The organism is Aquabacterium sp. TM01 (genome assembly GCF_057808345.1).
In genome coordinates, this window is the sequence record NZ_AP046529.1 from 517,381 (window position 1) to 533,411 (window position 16,031).

A 16,031-nucleotide genomic window follows, 5' to 3' on the forward strand; every position below is an offset into this window, starting at 1 on the left:
CCCTTTGGTCGGCTACCAGCCCTGGCTCAATATTGGATCGGCACGGTGGCTCAGATTTGGATCGGCGCGCACAGTGAAGGCCCGCTTTGTGTCGATCGCCGCCCTCAGCGGGATAGGTGCGACCGACCGCAACCAGCCTTGAGCAGCCCTTGCATGGTGAGTCACTGTATACAGCGGGTGCAGCCTTTCGCGGTCGACTTGCGCACTCACGGTCAGCGCGCAGAAGCCGACCTTCAGTTCGGCCGCAAGTACGGGCCCGAGCGACCGTAATGTGAGGTGCTGCAGACAACGCCAGCGCCAGCATGGGGCCGGCACCGGTGCAACCCGGTCAATGACCGCTGTTCACTGCGCCGACCTCACGCGGCCGACCAAGTACCGTCGGCCGTGCCAGTCATTTCAACGACTCTGGAGTTGTCAGCAAACTGCGGGCCGCACACAGCCGTCAAGTCGGGCCAACAAGGAGCGCAGGGCACATCCCAGAGTCAGGCGCCTACGGGCTGGCCTCAGCCCTTCATGGTCATAAACAGAGCTGCGAACGCGATCAGCGACGCGACTAGGGGCACCAGGTTGTGCAAGAGGACGGACTTCGGTGAGCGCAGACGCTGATTCTCCGACGCCAGCGCAACGACTTGCTGCCGCAGCTCGGCGATCTCGGCAACTTCCTTTTCAAGGGCGGCCACTCGCTGTTGTTCGCCCAGCACCATGGCCTGCAGATGCTCGGTGCGGTTCACGAGGTCGGCGTGCGCTTGGATCTGACCATGACGCCATTGCGCGTGGTCCTGAAGCGCTGCCTCGTGACTGTCGACTTCATTCTCAAGGGCGACCACGCGCTGTTGTTCGTCCAGCGCCACGGCCTGCAGATGCTCGGTGCGGTTCACGAGGTCGGCGTGCGCTTGGATCTGACCATGACGCCATTGCGCGTGGTCCTGAAGCGCTGCCTCGTGACTGTCGACCAGATCCTGCTGGCGGATCTGGTCGTCGATCTGCGTCTGCAGTTCCTCAAGGAAATTTAGGGCGGCCGCCTTCTGATTGCCGTCCAGCGTGTTGGTGTCCTGCTGGATCTTGAACATCTTATTGACCAAGGCGTCGCTGAAGTCACGCAGCATCCGGTTTTTTTGGGTCTGGACTTTCAAGATCACGCGCAAAACGCTTTGGGTCAGTCCAAGACTCGAGCCCAGATCTTCCACCATCATGGCCAGGCCCTTGTCGGCCTCGCCGGTAAAGCTGGATTTCAGCGTACCCCACCAATTCTGGCCATTGAGGTCCTCCTTGAGTTGCTTGACCTTCTCGGCAGTCAGCTTACGATCCTTGACGGACTTTTCTAGATCGCGGAGCGCTGCTTCCAGATCGTTCGAGAAGTCAGCCAGCGCCTGCTCGTCTCGCAGCTGAAGCCCGCTGGAGGTAGCAACGAGTGAACTCTTCGGTTCGATTCGGATGGATGTGGTCGTGGGCACAGTTTCCATGATGTTTAGCGACGGCGAAGAAGAAGCACGGGGGCAGTTTGCGCCTCGATGAATTGATGGGTTGAGAGTGTCGCAGTATGAGCCTGAAGTTGCGTCATCAGCTCCTTCGAACTGGTTAGGTAATCCCGAAGATCGGACATCAATGCTAGTTCCCGCTCTGCATTGCTGATCAACTGCGCACAGACGGCCTTGGCGGCATCGAGCGATTCCTGCAGGCCCATCTTGAAGGCGATAACGGCATCGATGGCCGTGTTGACGATGTGCTGAAGGTAGTGGCTCGAAATACCGAATCCGATCGCGACAATCATTGAGGACAGATAGGGCGCGAAGACGCCAGCGAAGGGCGTCAGTTTGGCTTCGATGACCGGGTCCAGTCCGTCCCACAGTACGAGCGAGCCGCTGACGATGACGGTTTCGCTGATCTTACGGACCAGCTCCTCGCGCGACAGGGTGTCCGCGCCGCGGTACAGATTCCAGGCGTTGCTGGCGAGATCGAAGATGTTGTTGGCCAGGTTGTAGATCTGGCCAATCGACTTCGACAGCGCGTTCACGATGAATTGGACGATGCCGCGTGCCAGCTGCATGGGCTTTTCGAAGAAGCCCTTGATCACCGCGACCAACTTCTTCAGCACGCGTCTGATGCGCACGACGATGGGTGTCGGCGCGCCTTGCAGATGAAAGATGTCGACCAGTTCGTCCCTGACAGCCTTGATGGCGGTAGTCGTCACGCGATGGAGAACATCGAATCCAGCGTTCTTGAATGCCTCGCCAGCCGCACCCTTCAGCAGTGCTGTTGTGTTCTCCAGCCGGTCCTTCATCTTCTTCGCTTCGATGTTGGACCGCTTGCCTTGCTCTGTGGCCAACTCCTCACGCTGATTCTTCAGCATGCCTTGGTCAAGCGCCTCGGCACGCTCCTTGGCCTCTTCCTCAGACAAAGGTTTATCGGCGCGGCCTGACTTCTTGGCGATGTCTTTGAAATCAGAGAAGTTCTCCTTGATCAGGTGCGCCTCCAGCGCTGCGGCGCTTTCCACCGAATCCATCTGGATGAACTTGACGGTGCATCCTTTAGACAACTCTTCATCCAGCTTGTAGGGGTTGCCGCTGCGCTGGCCTTGCCTGTGCTCATTGAGGTGCCCGGCATGCCACCGCTTCTGCATCTTGCCGCTGTCACCGACGTAGACAGGCTTGGGCGGGTTGCCTTGATCGAACACCACATACACGCCGGGCGTATTGGGCAGGCTCTTGAAGTCCTGATCCGGGATTCCGTCCTTGATCGTGAAGCTGCCATCGAACTGCATCGTGGCAATGGAAGAGATCCCGGCCGTCAGGCTCTTCGTGATCAGCTCCTTCCAGGCCTGACCGCGGTTGGCGACGTCCATCACCGATTGGGCGGAGGTGGCCTTCACGGCCTCCATCGCCTCCGCGCCGACGTCGACCTTCTTCGCATTCGGTTTGGCCACGGACTTGTTGCGATAGCCCGCGATAAGCTTGCGGGTCATGTTATCGATCGCAGTATCGACGATCGTGTTGGCCAGAGGAGGGAGGGCAATCAATGCGGCTTCGGTAGCTTCCGGAATGCCCGGGGTCGATCCGTCATCGAAATTCAAGTCGTCTTTTCCGTTCATTGCCATTTCTCGATTAATTGATTCGATTTTGCGCACTGATTGCCACTTCTACGCTTCGCGGACCAAGGATTTTTGGGGCGGCGTGAAGTCATTAACGGAAGCGCCAATCCACGTCGGCATCACGCTTCGCGCGGTGCTGGAGCCAACGCGGATACAGGGCGATGGATACTGTTGCGGTGACGCCGAGCGCGACGCTGGTTACCGTGGAGACCAGGTGCTCAAGCGGGGAGTTGTTGCCATTCATTTGCAGCCTTTCAGTCTTCAGCGTGGGAGACAGAGTGATCGTACAGATCGACTAGCTCACCAAGTGATCCAGCAACCGCGATAGTGGGCGGGAGACTGCAACGGGTCGGCATGAGTCTAATGGGGCACGCAACATCGGTCGTTTGAACCGGTACGCGGCGGGCATCGAACTGTAGTGCCTGCGCCGAAGGTGAAGCGGCCGGTCAGGTGAGGCTGCACTCAACGACCGGTGTATATGGATGCTGGCGTTCAGGCACTGGGCCGTGAACGACTCAGATCAGCCTGTACCTGCCCATCACCGTGGATGGGCCGTCGGGTGCTCGTGGCCGACGGCAGATCAAAACGAAGCTGCCAATTTGGCGGGGTCGAGCTGCCTCAGCAGTTCATGTGGCTCACCATTTCGCTCGTCGAGCCAGGCGTCGTACTCCGCCTCATCCAAGATCACCACCATCCGCTTCTCATCCTCCGGTCGGTGAAAGTTGCGCATCAGCGGATGGTCGTCAGCATTGACCGTCAACATGCTCATGCTGCGGATGATCGTGCCATCAGGCGCACGCCAGCCTGTCCAGATGCCGGCGATCCCCATGGGCTGACCGTCAGTTCGTGCAATCCGCGTGGGCACTGCGCGCCCTGACCGCCAGTCAGGCTCGTAGAACGCCTCTGCCGGAATGATGCAGCGCCGTCCCAAGCGCCAGGCATCCCGGTAACTGGGCTTGGTCGCCACCGTCTCACTGCGTGCGTTGTAGGTGCGCTTGGCAATCGTGGTGTCTTTGGACCAGTGCGGAATCAAACCGAACGAGCCGACCATCGCTTCACGCCACGGCGCTACACCTGCGTCTTGCATGGCTTCCTTCGGACGTCGGATGAACAGCCCCGTGTAGCCAGGCCAAACATCGGCCTTCGCCCCCTCGGGCATCGTCACCTGGAACGCCTGCTTCAGACGCTCGGGTTTGGTCACGGCTTCGTAGTGGGCGCACATGGACAAAATGGTAGGTCACCTTATACTGGACGGATGTACAGTGTTTTTGATTTCAGCCAGCCCGTCCCGCTTGCAGATTCTGGACTGACGCTGCCCTTGGCGGGCGACAAGGTGTGCGCGGGCTTCCCGTCACCGGCTGAGGACTTTGCTGTCAAACGCATCGACCTGACTCAGGAACTGGTCACCCATCCCCAGGCCACCTTCCTGCTGCGGGTTAGCGGCGAATCCATGCGCGAAGCGGGCATCTTCGATGGCGACATGCTGGTGGTCAACAAGGCGCTCAAGCCTCGTCACGGCCAGGTGGTCGTGGCCGTGGTGGACGGCGAGTTCACCGTCAAGTACCTGTACCAACGCTCCGGTCGTGTGAAGCTGAAAGCTGCCAACGCCACCTATCCCGACATCACCCCCAAGGACGGCCAGACGCTGGAGGTGTGGGGCGTCGTCACTGCCAGCATCAAGCGTTTTCCAGCCTGAAGAGGTGAGCGATGTACGCGCTGGTCGATGGCAACAACTTCTACGTGAGTTGCGAGCGGGTGTTTCGGCCCAGCCTAAATGACAGGCCTGTGGTCGTGCTGTCGAACAACGACGGCTGCGCCATTGCACGCTCCAACGAGGCCAAGGCACTCGGCATCAAGATGGGTGAGCCCTGGTTCAAGATCCGCCATCTGGAGGAGCAAGCCGGGCTGGTCGCCTTGTCGGCCAACTTCACGCTCTACGGAGATATGAGCGACCGCATGATGAGCCTGGCTGCAGGGCTGGGTCCCACTCAGGAGATCTACAGCATCGATGAGTCTTTCATCGGTTTGCATGGCGTGCGGGGTGGCTTGGTCGAGAGAGCCTGGAAGATCCGCGCCCGCATCAACCAATGGATCGGCATTCCCTGCGGCATCGGGATCGCCCACACCAAGACCCTCGCAAAGCTGGCCAACTTCATCGCCAAGACGGCTGAGCGTAAGGCCGGCAGCTACCCTGATGAGCTCGCGACGGTGTGCGACCTGTCTCGACTCGGAGTAGATCAACTGCGGGAGGTCATGGCTTCCACCGACGTTGGCGAGGTATGGGGCATCGGCCGACAGATCAACACCCAACTCAAGGAGCGCGGTGTGAAGTCCGTGCAGGACTTCGTTGACCTTCCCTGCTCGGTGGTGCGGGGCACCTGGGGCTTGGTGCTGGAGCGCACCTGGCGCGAGCTCAAGGGCGAGGCCTGTATTGAGTTTGCGGACATGCCCGTACCCAAGAAGCAGATCGCCTGTACCCGCAGCTTTGGCCAACCCGTCACCGGGCTGGACGAGTTGCGGGAGGCGATCAGTGAGTTCACGTCACGGGCAGCCGAGAAGCTGCGCAAGCAACGCCATCTGGCTGGGCAGGTGCTCGTGTTTGCGAGGACCTCACCGTTCAGGGATGGGCCACGGTTCTCTAAGAGCGTGGTCGTGCCGTTGGTGCGGCCCAGTGCCGACACCTCAGCGCTTGCCAACGCAGCGGTGAAAGGGCTGCGGAGCATCTACGCGCCAGGCTTCCAACTGGCCAAGGCCGGGGTGATGTTGCTTGACCTGGTGCCGGACACCTTTGTCCAGGAAGAGTTGGACTGGGAGGCGCCATCGCCCGAACAGCGAGACCGTTCCAAGTTGATGCGCGCGATGGACGACGTCAATGACCGGTTTGGCAAGCGGACGGTTCTGTTGGGCAGTTCGGGCTTCACCCAAGGGGCTGACACCTGGGGTATGCGTCAAGTTCGGCGAACTCCCTGCTACACCACTCGGTGGAATGAGGTGCCGACGGTGAGAGCTTGATTGGCATGTTTCGGCTAAGAGCCGACGGTTGACAACGACTGCTTCCGGACAACGAGGCTTCTCCGCCTAAGAATTTTCTGCCCCAAGCTCGATGAGAAAACTATCGCATTGGAGCGCCCCTCGTGTGTTCCGCTGGTACGCTTCATTCGGTTTGATGACCAACTCGAACGCGTCTCCTCAATATCTCGGATCTCGCTGAACCATGAAACCATTCACCCGGTCGATCATCGATTTGTTCGACGGTAAGCGTCGCTACTTGATTCCGCTCTACCAGCGTCAGTATTCATGGCGCGAGACCCCGCAGATCGGGCTTCTTTGGGAAGACATTGAGCGTGCCGTCAAGCGAATTGAGGTGGACAGATCTAGTTTGATCCCGCATTTCATGGGCGCCATTGTCATCAGCCAGGTCAAGACCTTTGGAAAGCAGGTTCAAGCCTTCGAAGTCATTGATGGCCAGCAACGATTGACAACCTTCCAGTTGTTGCTCGTTGCCCTGCGCGATGTGGCCGAGAGCCAAGGATCCAACTACGCCAGGGAAATTGGCAAGTACCTCCTGAATGACGGCGTCATGGAAAAGGAGGAAGAGCGATACAAGCTGTGGCCTTCGATCACGGATCGACGCGCATTTGTGAAGCTCCTCGATTCCACCGCAGACCTCACAGGTGTCGCAGGGCTTGCTGAAGACGACGAGCTAGTCGGCAAAGCGGCGACCGCTGCATATGACGCATTTCGCAAACGCATCGATGTTCACGTCAACGTTGGCGGCGCCTACCAGGAAAGCAGGCTCGAAATTCTCTTTGAGGCGCTGAAGTCCGGGTTGGCCGTTGTGTCGATCGAGCTAGAGGGTGGCGACGATCCCCAGACCATCTTCGAGACGCTGAACAGCCGGGGCATGCCACTATCCCCCGCTGATCTACTGAGAAATTTCATATTCCAGCGAGCTAAGGATCTGGGCCAGAGCAATGGCAGCCTCAACGTCGACAAACTCTATGAGAAGCACTGGCTGCCTCTCGATAGGAACATCTGGAGACTTCAGGAGTCGCGAGGCCGTCAGACCCGTTCGCGCCTTGACTGGATGCTGACTGATCACCTCGCGATGCATATCGGTGACATCGTGTCGATTGAGAATCTTTTCTCTGGCTACCGGAAGTGGACCCTGGACAAGGCGCCCTTTGCGTTGGTGACGGATGAACTCGAGGCAATCTCAACAACCGCTGCGGTCGAGCAACGCCTCTTCGCTCCCTGCGAAGACGATCCAGTCGGACGGTTCGGGCGAGTCGCGAACGCGTTCGACGTTTCGACCGCGATGCCCTTGGCGATCTACCTCGCGACGGAGCCATCTGTCGCTCCGCGGCTCACCGAAGCTTTCAGCGCACTGGAGAGCTACATCCTTCGCCGCGACATCTGTGGCCTGACGACGAAGAACTACAACCGCTTCTTCGCTTCGTTGATTCCTAGACTCCGAACGTGCGACGGTGACAAGGTCGATGAATTGATCGTGTACTTGTCCAGCCGCCTCGCTGACATTGATAGATGGCCCGACGATGCGGAGTGGCAACGCAGTTGGGTCATGCGCGAGCAGTACCGACCCACCCGCCAGCCGCGGTTGCGCTACATCTTGGAAACTATCGAGCGTGCAAAGCACACGGCGATGACGGAGGACCTTCAGATTCGTTCAACGCTGACCATCGAGCACATCATGCCGCAGAAGTGGCAAACGAAATGGGCTCTGCCCGGCATGGACGGGGTGGCCGAAGCTGATTACGGGCCAGATCTTTCGGAGAGGGTTCGCGCTCGAAACAGCATCGTCAACACCATCGGCAACCTCACTCTGGTCACCGGTGCGCTTAACACGGCGGTGTCAAACGGGCCTTTCTCAGTGAAGATGCCAGCGGTTCGGGCATTTGCCGCACTCGCCCTGAACCGTGAGCTCAATGAGTTCGAACTATGGGACGAGTCCACCATCCGTCGACGAGGTACTGCGTTGTTTGAATTGGCTCGCGCAATCTGGTCGTCACCGAAACGCACCCGTTCTGCAACGCAGGGGCTCGATGCAGATTTTGATCTGACTTCTGGCACCAACGTGTTTCCTGCGAACGGATCGGCGTGTCGCTTCACCTATGCAGGGAACGATTACGCAGCAACCGTCGTCGACCGTGCCATCGTCATCTCCGGTATAGAGGGGAGGCACGGCTCGTTCTCCGCAGCGTCGAAAGCGGTGACTGGGACGAGCAGGAATGGCTGGAACGACTGGTACATCTATCAGCAGGAACGCGGCTGGGTACTTGCGAACGACTGGCGCAAGGAATCCGGGGCAGGACAGCTGTCAGGGGATACTGGTGGATCCCATTGAGGAGACATGAGTGTTGATGACTGCGACGCGAAGATTCGTTCACGGCAGTCTCCTTCTGCAATGGGTCGCTATGGGACGGTAGCGTCTGGTGACTACCCGCCAGGAGCATGGCGTCGTGTATCCGCTTGATGAGCTTCCTCTCCGCAGCCGTTCAAGTCCGAACACGGAAATGACTTTTATAGGCGAGGTTATGAACCACACCCGCACACTGTTCCTTGATTACGATGGGGTATTGCACCCGGATGCAGCCTACATGGTTGAGGGACGGCCAGTACTGCGTGCCGACGGGACTTTGTTCATGTGGGCAGAACATTTGGTCTCAGCGTTGGCCGACCACCCTGATGTGCAGATTGTTCTGAGCACCAGTTGGGCTAGAGAGTTGCGGTTTGCACGTGCTCGCAACTACCTCCCTGACCCTTTGAAGGAAAGAGTTATCGGGGCCACTTGGCACTCGGGGATGAAGATGAGCGAAGAGTTTCGCCCACTTGGTCGCTTTACCTGGTGGGACCTTTCTCCTCGCTATCAACAGATCAAAAGATATGTTGATCGAGCCCGGCTAACGAAGTGGCTTGCAATCGACGACAAGCCTGAAGGATGGTTGGATGTGGATCGGCATCATTTGGTGAGAACAGATGGTGACAAAGGACTTTCTGACCCTGTTGTACAACTCCAGATCAAAAATTGGATGGACTCACATCAACGACCCTGCCGCAGCTGATTCCGGCACCAGCGCTCGGCCGCGACCGCAAGCAAGCAGCATTTTTTAGTTGCAACCTAGAAGTTAAGTTGCAACCTTCTACATCACCGATCGTCAAAACGCTGAGTGATGCGATGCACTCTTTGCAGGCAGCGGTAATCGGCTGAACTTAATGCTTGCGTATTGAATATTTGCTCCGCGAAAAGGCCGCGTTGACACCCGTGTTCGGATGTGTTGCTCGATGGTCAATCATCTCTCTGAGACATCAAGATGACGCTTGCATGATCGCTTGCGAACCCAGTAGCATTGCGCTAAGGAGGTTGCTCTCCGACAGTCCATGCAGGGCTTGAACCGCAACCATTGTTCTACCCAGGAGGTGCAACATGGAAGCGGCAGACGGCCAAACCAAAGACTTTTCCTTTCTCGAACAGCACTCGTTCACACACATCTTGCTCGCAGCTATGCCCTATCCAGAGGGCGCTCATGAGCGACTGCTGCAACTGCAGAGGGCTGTGACCGATGTGCTTGACCCGCGGCGATCCGCAGAGGAGCGAACCGGTGCGGTCAGAGCGTGTCCGCGCCGATCCAAATCTGAGCCACCGTGCCGATCCAATATTGAGCCAGGGCTGGTAGCCGACCAAAGGGTGGTCAGCTGTGGATAAGTGTAGAGCCTTGCCGGGTTTTGAGCCCTTCGGCTGGCTTGGTTGATCATCAAGGGGGAGGCCGCGCAGCGGCTTCCCCCTTTGCTTTGCGTGTCAGGCCTTGCCCTCTGCCGCCGCCTGCATCCGAGACTGCTCTCGTGCCTTGATGCGCCTCTTGGCCGTGCTGGAACTGTGCAGGAACCGATGTGACTCGTTACCCGTCTCCAGGATGTGGCAGTGGTGCGTGAGCCGGTCCAGCAGCGCCGTGGTCATCTTGGCATCTCCAAAGACGCGCGACCATTCCGCGAAGTCCAGGTTCGTCGTGATCATCACGCTGGTGTGCTCGTATAGCCGGCTGAGCAGGTGGAACAGCAGCGCACCGCCGGCCTGGCTGAACGGCAGGTAGCCCAGCTCATCGAGGATCACCAGGTCCAGGCGCAGCAAGCTCGTCGCGATGCGTCCGGCCTTGCCTTGTGCCTTCTCTTGCTCTAGCGCGTTGACCAGATCCACCGTGGAGTAAAAGCGCACGCGCCTGCCATGCTTGGTGATGCCGGACACACCGATGGCCGTGGCCAGGTGGGTCTTGCCGGTGCCAGGCCCGCCCACCAACACCACGTTGTGCGCCACTTCTGTGAAGCCTGTCTCTGCCAGCGTGTGAACCAGCTTGCTGTCAACGGGTGACACAGCGAAGTCGAACCCAGCCAGGTCTCGATGCACAGGGAACTTGGCTGCATGCATCTGATGGCTCACCGAGCGCATGGCTCGGTCTGTGGCCTCGGCCTGCAGCAGGTGTTCAATCAACCACCGTGCCTCCTCTGAGCCCGTACTGGCCCCTTGTTCGATCAGGTCCAGCCAGGCGCCCGCCATGCCGTGCAGGCGCAGTTGCTTAAGCTCTGCGGCGATATCACGCATGGTTGATCTCCTCCGTGCCGCCTTGCCCGCGCAAGCTGTCGTAGCGCGCCGTATTGGCCAGTGGTGCCACTGTCGCCTGCAGACAGGTCTGCGCATCCTCTGGCGTGGGCGCAGGATTGAGCCTGCTCAGGACATTGATCACATGCTCGACGCTGACCTTGCCAGACGGTGGCGCGCTCTCCAGCGCCAACTCCACTGCTACCAGCACCGCATCCAGGCCAGCTGTGCTCACAATGGCCAGTACCTGCGCCATGACACGGTCGCCACCAGCCTGGCGCAGCAACCCTCTGCGTAACTGCTGCAAGGCCGGAGGGAGGTCGGCGAAGGGGGCACCATTGCGCAGCGCACCGGGCTTTCTTTGCACCAGCGGGATGTAGTGCTGCCAGTCATAACGGGTCTGGCCTCGGTCAGTCAATCGCTCGTGCTGCGCCACCACCTCATCGTTGGCCACCACGACCACCCGCGTCGGGTACAGCCGGGTGCTGACCATCTGCCCGGCCAACTCGCAGGGCACAGAGTAGCGGTTGCGTGCCACTGAGACCAGGCAGGTGCTGGTCACCCTCGCCGGGCGTTCCACATAGCCGTCAAAGGGCTGAGGCATCGACATCAAGTGGGCACGTTCATGCTCCAGCATCTCGGCCACGCTGAACTGCTGGTGCTCTGGATGGCGAACTTCGGCCCACAGGCTGCGGCAGCGCTCGCCCAACCAGGCATTGAGCTCGGCAAAGGAGCCAAAGCGCTGCTTGGCTGCATCGATCCAGATGCGCCGCCTGCTGTCTTGCACGTTCTTCTCGACGACGCCCTTCTCCCAACCACTGGCCACGTTGCAGAAGTCGGCGTCGAACAGGTAGTGCGCACACATCACCGCAAAGCGGGCGTTGACCACTCGGCCCTTGCCCTTCTTGACCTGGTCCACGGCCGTCTTCATGTTGTCGTAGATGCCCCGACGGGCCACCCCGCCCAGCGCCGCAAAGCTGCGCGTGTGCGCATCGAACAGCATCTCGTGGCCCTGGCTTGGATACGCCACCAGCCAGAACGCACGGCTGGCACACAGCTTCATGTGCGAGACCTGCAGCCGGTAGTAAATGCCGCCCACCACCAGGCCTTCTTCGCTCCAGTCAAACTGGAATGCCTCGCCCAGCTCGAACGACAAGGGCACGAAGGCTCGCGTCGCTGCCGCTTGGCCCTCGCCTTGGCGCCACTGGCGGATGAAGTCCGTCACGCGGCTGTAGCCGCCTTCATAACCTGCCGATTTGAGCTCGCTGTACAGCGCCCGCGCCGTTCGGCGCTCGTGCTTGGGCCGATGGGCATCGGCCTTGAGCGCCTACTTGATGCCCTCGTGGAAGGCCGTCAATTTGCCCGGTTGCTCGCTTCGCCGGTACTGGGGCTCGCCATCCAATGGCGCCTTGAGCCACTTGGCTATCGTGTTGCGCGACAGCCCCGTCATCCGCGAGATCTCCCGCTCTGACTTCTTGCCTCGGCTGTGCAGCCGCCGGATTCTGCCGATCATGTCCATGGTGATCACTCCTCGAACCCCGCTGCATCAAAAAGCAGCAGGGTAGGTTGAACACCTGGCTCAGTTTTAGATCGGCACACACCTCATAAGTGGCTCAGTTTTCGGTCGGCGCCAACAAAGACGCATGCGCTTGAGCATTCAGGGCTTTCCAAGATGAGTGTGTTCAGAAGAGGCTTTGACAGCACTATCGCGAGGCGGACGGGCTCCAGCAAGTGCCGTTTCGCCATTTCTTCTATGAGAGAGATGCATAGCTGGTCGTGTGAATTTTCAAACCTCGTGCATCGTGGCCGGCCAGGCATCGCAAGCCCGGCTGCCCGTCGTGACCCATGCGCGCGAACGCCCACTCATCACGCCGCTGGAACAGGCCCTTCTGCAAACCACCATTCGAGCCGGCATGTTGCATGCCTGTCAAAGACGGCGCTCGGCAATACACCCTAGGCTTCACGCACAGCATGCTGCTGCGTGGCGTGGTGAAAGCCTTGGCCCATGGCTTGCGCAGCGAACCGGGCTCGCCGCATACTCTCGTGCATGGTCACGCACATGCATCCGTTGAACCTGAACCAGGCGTTCACGCTGATGGAATCAGGGCCTGTGGTGCTGGTCACCACCCGTGACGGAGACCGCGCCAACGTCATGACCATCTCCTGGACCATGGTGGTGGACTTCACGCCGGTGTTTGCGATCACCACGGGGGAGTGGAATCACTCCTTCGCGGCATTGCGCAAGCATCGGGAGTGCGTCATTGCCATCCCCGCCGTGGACCTGCTCGACAAGGTGGTGGGCATCGGGACGTGCACGGGGGCCGACACCGACAAGTTTGCCAAGTTCGCGCTCACCCCGTTGCCGGGCAAGCTCGTTGGCGCGCCCTTGATCCAGGAGTGCCTCGCCAACATCGAGTGCAAGGTCATCGACGTCATCGAGAAGCACCACATCGTGGTGTTGAGCGGGGTGGCCGCCTACGTTGATGCCGCGCGCAAGGAGCGGCGCATGGTGCACGCCGTCGGGGATGGCACCTTCATCGTTGATGGACGCAAGCTGGACCGCCGGGCGATGATGGCCGCCAAGCTGCCACCTGGCGTCTAGGTCGGGCTGGCCACCGCCTCAGGGATGCTCTGACTGGGTGGCGTCTTGGCGGGCCTGCCACGCCCGCAGGGCCTGGCGGTATTCGTCCATCGCCAGGTCATGCAAGTCAAAAATGCAGGGGTCGCAGCCGTTGCCGCAGCAGGCATCAAGGTCGGGCGGCTCGGGCGCTTGTGGCTTCGGATCTGGGTCGGTGGCAGGTGGGTGCGCGGAGGTCATGCCCACCATTTTCGCGCAGACGCCATGTCAATGCACGAGGTAGGGGCCACCATCGCGACTCACAACACCCGGAAAGCCAGCACGGCCACCAGAGTCGGTGGCAGGGCCGCAATCAGCAAGCCCAGCGGCTGGATGGCGTGGTCCGAGAACTTGTCCTTGAGGATGGCGGCACCCGCCGGGTTGGGGGCGTTGGCGATCAGGGTCAGCCCCCCCCCGGTCACGGCCCCGGCCACCAGGGCGGTCTTGAAGTCGAGGCTCAGCCCTTCCACCAGCGAGCCCAGGTAGGTCAGCGCCGCGTTGTCCGTGATGGCCGTCAGCGCGGTGGCGCCAAAGTACACGGCGTTGGCGTCCATGCTCATCAGCACGGGCTCCAGCCACCATTGCTGCAGGCCGCCCAGCACCACCAGGCCAGACAGGAAGAAGGCTACCAGCAGGGCTTCGCGCAAAATCAGCGGGTTCTGGTGACGCTGGTAGGCGGTGGCAAAACCCAGGAAGAACAGGAACAGGCCGAGGAAGACGGCCGGGTGGTGGGCAAACACCACGACCAGTGCCAGGAAGGCGATGTGCACGGCCACGACGGCCAGGGGCACCGAGGGTGCCGCCTCCTTGGGGCGTGCCGCCATGTGGCCGAGCTCCTTGCGGAACAGCAGCATGGCGCAGCCGGCGTTGATCAGCACCGCCACGCCGGCCTTCCAGCCGAAGTTGGCGATCATGAACCAGATGTCCCAGTTCCATTTGGTTGCCACCATCAGCACGGGCGGGGCGGCAAACGGTGTCAAGGTGCCACCGATCGAGATGTTCACAAACAGCACGCCCAGGGTGACGTACTTGAGCTTGGTGGACACCTCACGGGAGAACAGCGTGTCGCGCAGCATCAGGGCGGCCAGCGTCATGGCCGCCGGCTCGGTGATGAAGGAGCCCAGCAGGGGCACGATGGACAGGATCAGGAAGTACAGCGCCATGCCCTGGGGCAGCGGCACATAGCGGGCCACGAAGCGCACCAGTGCCCCCGCAAACTGCAGGATGGGCCGCGTGGCCGCGATCACCATGATGGCGAAGACAAACAGCGGTTCGGTGAAATTGCGGCTGTCGAGGTAGGCCGTGGCCTCGGTCTTGCCGAGGATGCCGAACATGAAGAGCATCAGCACCAGGGCCCAGAAGCCGAAGACGACTTCCACCTCACCGAGCAGGTGCCAGATGCCGGCATGGCGCGGTTGGGTGTGCGCGAGGCGCTCGAAGAACTTGGTGGAGAACGTGTGAAGGACGGCCACGCCAAACAGGGTGGCGCCGATGATCTGGATCAGGGTCGGTTCGGTCATGATGGGGCCGCAACAAAGCCGCGAGGCGGCCCGACCATCGCATGAACCTGCCGCACCGCCCGAATCCGCTTCGGGGGTGGCGACACCCGTGGTGATTGTAAGGGGCGGCGGCGCAGGCTTCAGGCCTGGATGACCTCAGTGCCGGTGGGTGTGGTGCAGGTCGGGCACATGCGGGTGGGTGTGCTGCATGGGCTCGTGGTGGTGAAGATGGCTGTGTGATCCGGTGGGCATCGGGTCGTGGGTGTGCAGGTGGTGCCTGTCGTCATGGCGATGGGCATGTTCATGCGTCATCGCCTCGTGTGTGTGGGCATGGCTGTGCGCCTCCATCAGGTGCAGCACCACGCCAGCGAGCATGAGGAGGCCGCCCACCGCCAGCCACAGGCTCCAGGCCTTGTCGCCCAGGGATACCGCCATCGCCGCACCAATGAAGGGGGCGAAGGCAAACACGGAGCCGGTGCGCGCGCTGCCGAAGGTGCGCTGCGCGAGCAGGTAAAAGCGCAGGCTCAGGCCATAGCCCGAAGCGCCGATCAGCAGCAGGGACAGCGCAGGCAGTGCCGCGGGCGCGGCCTCTCCTGCCAGCCAGCCGGTGAGCCCCGTGAGGCTGGCCCCCAGCACGGCCTTGCCGAACACCACTTGGCCGGGATCGCGGTCCGCCAGCCCTCGGGACAAGGCGTTGTCCAGCCCCCAGGCCAGCGTGGCAGCCATCACGGCGAGCAGGCCCCACAGTTGTGCCTGGCTGGCTTGCCCCTGTTCCAGCACCAGCGCGATGCCCCCGGCCAGCAGCAACAAGACGGCGGCCCAGACCCGAGGGCCCAGGCTTTCGCCATACAGGGCACGGGCCAGCATGGCGGTGAACACGGCTTCCAGCGTCAGCAGCAGAGAGGCGCTGGCGCCACTGGTGTGTTGCAGGCCCCAGGCCAGGGCCACCGGCCCGATGCCCGCACCGACCAGGGCCATGGCCGACAGGCGCGGCAGATCGGTCAAGCGCAGCCGGGCTTCCTGATGGGGGGGCCGGCGCGTCAGCAGGCCGACCAGGGCGGCACCCGCATACAGCAAGGCCGCCGTGCTGAACGCCCCGATGCTGTGGCCCGCGCGCTGCACCAGCGGGGTGCTGATGCCAAACAACACGGCCGCCAGCAAGGCCAGTGCGCCACCGCGGATGGCTGGCCACTGTGCGGCGCTCATGTCGTGGCA

At 61.0% G+C, this 16,031-nt stretch carries 12 protein-coding genes and 1 pseudogene; 5 read left to right on the forward strand and 8 right to left on the reverse strand.

Annotated elements, in window-relative coordinates; all coding sequences use genetic code 11:
• Positions 1 to 503 precede the first annotated feature (503 nt).
• The 3 genes from AC3WW4_RS02435 to AC3WW4_RS02445 all read right to left on the reverse strand — a co-directional run bounded on the left by AC3WW4_RS02435 (position 504) and on the right by AC3WW4_RS02445 (position 4,310).
• On the reverse strand, positions 504 to 1,463 hold the full coding sequence (locus AC3WW4_RS02435; RefSeq protein ID WP_488826805.1) for a hypothetical protein: 960 nt from the start codon (positions 1,461 to 1,463) through the stop codon (positions 504 to 506).
• A gap of 5 nt (positions 1,464 to 1,468) precedes the next feature.
• Entirely contained in the window at positions 1,469 to 3,088 is a 1,620-nt protein-coding gene (locus AC3WW4_RS02440) for a GIY-YIG nuclease family protein (protein WP_488826806.1), read from the reverse strand.
• Positions 3,089 to 3,668: 580 nt separating this feature from the next.
• Complete coding sequence (locus AC3WW4_RS02445; protein WP_488826807.1) at positions 3,669 to 4,310, reverse strand: SOS response-associated peptidase; 642 nt, start codon at positions 4,308 to 4,310, stop codon at positions 3,669 to 3,671.
• A 33-nt stretch (positions 4,311 to 4,343) separates the two neighbouring features.
• On the opposite strand from AC3WW4_RS02445, the gene AC3WW4_RS02450 reads away from it, so the two are divergent.
• The 4 genes from AC3WW4_RS02450 (at position 4,344) to AC3WW4_RS02465 (ending at position 9,171) form a co-directional block, all read left to right on the forward strand.
• Positions 4,344 to 4,784, forward strand: coding sequence for a LexA family protein (locus AC3WW4_RS02450; protein WP_488826808.1), 441 nt, complete (start codon positions 4,344 to 4,346; stop codon positions 4,782 to 4,784).
• Between the two features lie 11 nt (positions 4,785 to 4,795).
• Positions 4,796 to 6,100: a Y-family DNA polymerase gene (locus AC3WW4_RS02455; RefSeq protein ID WP_488826809.1), complete on the forward strand. Its 1,305-nt coding sequence runs from the start codon at positions 4,796 to 4,798 to the stop codon at positions 6,098 to 6,100.
• A 202-nt stretch (positions 6,101 to 6,302) separates the two neighbouring features.
• Positions 6,303 to 8,453 carry a DUF262 domain-containing protein gene (locus AC3WW4_RS02460; RefSeq protein WP_488826810.1) on the forward strand — a complete coding sequence of 717 codons (2,151 nt, stop codon included), beginning with the start codon at positions 6,303 to 6,305 and terminating at the stop codon, positions 8,451 to 8,453.
• Positions 8,454 to 8,568: 115 nt separating this feature from the next.
• Complete coding sequence (locus tag AC3WW4_RS02465) at positions 8,569 to 9,171, forward strand: HAD domain-containing protein (RefSeq protein ID WP_488826811.1); 603 nt, start codon at positions 8,569 to 8,571, stop codon at positions 9,169 to 9,171.
• 734 nt (positions 9,172 to 9,905) lie between these two features.
• Here AC3WW4_RS02465 and istB read toward each other — a convergent pair.
• Both istB and istA read right to left on the reverse strand, forming a co-directional pair.
• Complete coding sequence (istB, locus tag AC3WW4_RS02470; protein ID WP_488826812.1) at positions 9,906 to 10,703, reverse strand: IS21-like element helper ATPase IstB; 798 nt, start codon at positions 10,701 to 10,703, stop codon at positions 9,906 to 9,908.
• A pseudogene (gene istA / locus AC3WW4_RS02475) lies at positions 10,696 to 12,219 on the reverse strand (IS21 family transposase). Before istA ends, istB begins: the two are co-directional and overlap by 8 nt.
• A gap of 540 nt (positions 12,220 to 12,759) precedes the next feature.
• Between istA and AC3WW4_RS02480 the strand changes: the two are divergent.
• Positions 12,760 to 13,302: a flavin reductase family protein gene (locus tag AC3WW4_RS02480; protein ID WP_488826813.1), complete on the forward strand. Its 543-nt coding sequence runs from the start codon at positions 12,760 to 12,762 to the stop codon at positions 13,300 to 13,302.
• 18 nt (positions 13,303 to 13,320) lie between these two features.
• Here the strand turns inward: AC3WW4_RS02480 and AC3WW4_RS02485 are convergent, their stop codons facing one another.
• The 3 genes from AC3WW4_RS02485 to AC3WW4_RS02495 all read right to left on the reverse strand — a co-directional run bounded on the left by AC3WW4_RS02485 (position 13,321) and on the right by AC3WW4_RS02495 (position 16,022).
• A complete protein-coding gene (locus tag AC3WW4_RS02485) occupies positions 13,321 to 13,518 on the reverse strand; it encodes an oxidoreductase-like domain-containing protein (protein WP_488826814.1) in 198 nt (65 codons plus the stop codon).
• Positions 13,519 to 13,577: 59 nt separating this feature from the next.
• Complete coding sequence (locus AC3WW4_RS02490) at positions 13,578 to 14,837, reverse strand: putative Na+/H+ antiporter (RefSeq protein WP_488826815.1); 1,260 nt, start codon at positions 14,835 to 14,837, stop codon at positions 13,578 to 13,580.
• A gap of 135 nt (positions 14,838 to 14,972) precedes the next feature.
• Complete coding sequence (locus AC3WW4_RS02495; RefSeq protein WP_488826816.1) at positions 14,973 to 16,022, reverse strand: DMT family transporter; 1,050 nt, start codon at positions 16,020 to 16,022, stop codon at positions 14,973 to 14,975.
• Between the last annotated feature and the right edge of the window lie 9 nt (positions 16,023 to 16,031).

Excerpts from the sequence above, each read along its gene's own strand:
- AC3WW4_RS02440 (WP_488826806.1), bottom strand. The coding sequence starts at position 3,088 with ATGAACGGAAAAGACGACTTGAATTTCGATGACGGATCGACCCCGGGC.
- AC3WW4_RS02455 (WP_488826809.1), top strand. The coding sequence starts at position 4,796 with ATGTACGCGCTGGTCGATGGCAACAACTTCTACGTGAGTTGCGAGCGG.
- AC3WW4_RS02490 (WP_488826815.1), bottom strand. The coding sequence starts at position 14,837 with ATGACCGAACCGACCCTGATCCAGATCATCGGCGCCACCCTGTTTGGC.
- AC3WW4_RS02495 (WP_488826816.1), bottom strand. The coding sequence starts at position 16,022 with ATGAGCGCCGCACAGTGGCCAGCCATCCGCGGTGGCGCACTGGCCTTG.
- AC3WW4_RS02460 (WP_488826810.1), top strand. The coding sequence starts at position 6,303 with ATGAAACCATTCACCCGGTCGATCATCGATTTGTTCGACGGTAAGCGT.
- AC3WW4_RS02445 (WP_488826807.1), bottom strand. The coding sequence starts at position 4,310 with ATGTGCGCCCACTACGAAGCCGTGACCAAACCCGAGCGTCTGAAGCAG.
- AC3WW4_RS02480 (WP_488826813.1), top strand. The coding sequence starts at position 12,760 with ATGCATCCGTTGAACCTGAACCAGGCGTTCACGCTGATGGAATCAGGG.
- istB (WP_488826812.1), bottom strand. The coding sequence starts at position 10,703 with ATGCGTGATATCGCCGCAGAGCTTAAGCAACTGCGCCTGCACGGCATG.
- AC3WW4_RS02435 (WP_488826805.1), bottom strand. The coding sequence starts at position 1,463 with ATGGAAACTGTGCCCACGACCACATCCATCCGAATCGAACCGAAGAGT.
- AC3WW4_RS02485 (WP_488826814.1), bottom strand. The coding sequence starts at position 13,518 with ATGACCTCCGCGCACCCACCTGCCACCGACCCAGATCCGAAGCCACAA.
- AC3WW4_RS02450 (WP_488826808.1), top strand. The coding sequence starts at position 4,344 with ATGTACAGTGTTTTTGATTTCAGCCAGCCCGTCCCGCTTGCAGATTCT.